Here is a 425-nt window from a genome sequence, read left to right on the forward strand (position 1 = left end):
AGATCGGCGTGCCCCGGGTGTTGGCGATGTCGACGCCGTCGTGGCCGGAGTGCCAGCCCTGCGTGACGGTGCCGGCGGTCGGGCAGGAACCGGCGTAACCGGCGGGCTGGGCCGGCGCGGCCTCGGCCGTGGCGGCGGAGAGCGGGACCAGCGCGGACGCGACGGCCGCGGCTGCCAGCAGACCGAGTGACTTGGTTCGGTTGATCACGGGCATGGCGAATCTTCCTCCGAACAGGGATGGGAAAAAGGTGGGTCGAGGTTCAGTGACGCCGGCGGGCGCCGCTCAGCACTCCGGGACGCCGGGAAGCCAGGCGGCCGGGTCGTCGATGTAGATGTTCGAGATCCACGCCTTGTACTTGGGCAGGTAGGACCAGACGTTGTTGGTGTAGCCCTCGGCGGTGACGCTCTCCCCGTAGGCCTGGCAC

The 425-nt window shown here is 69.9% G+C and carries 1 pseudogene; it reads right to left on the reverse strand.

Annotation, left to right across the window (positions count from 1 at the left end):
- Positions 1–214, reverse strand: a pseudogene (locus G3I56_RS42885) (M23 family peptidase); the annotation flags it as partial.
- Positions 215–425: the final 211 nt, after the last annotated feature.

The sequence above is a fragment of the Streptomyces sp. SID12488 genome (assembly GCF_010548275.1).
Classification (GTDB): Bacteria; Actinomycetota; Actinomycetes; order Streptomycetales; family Streptomycetaceae; genus Streptomyces.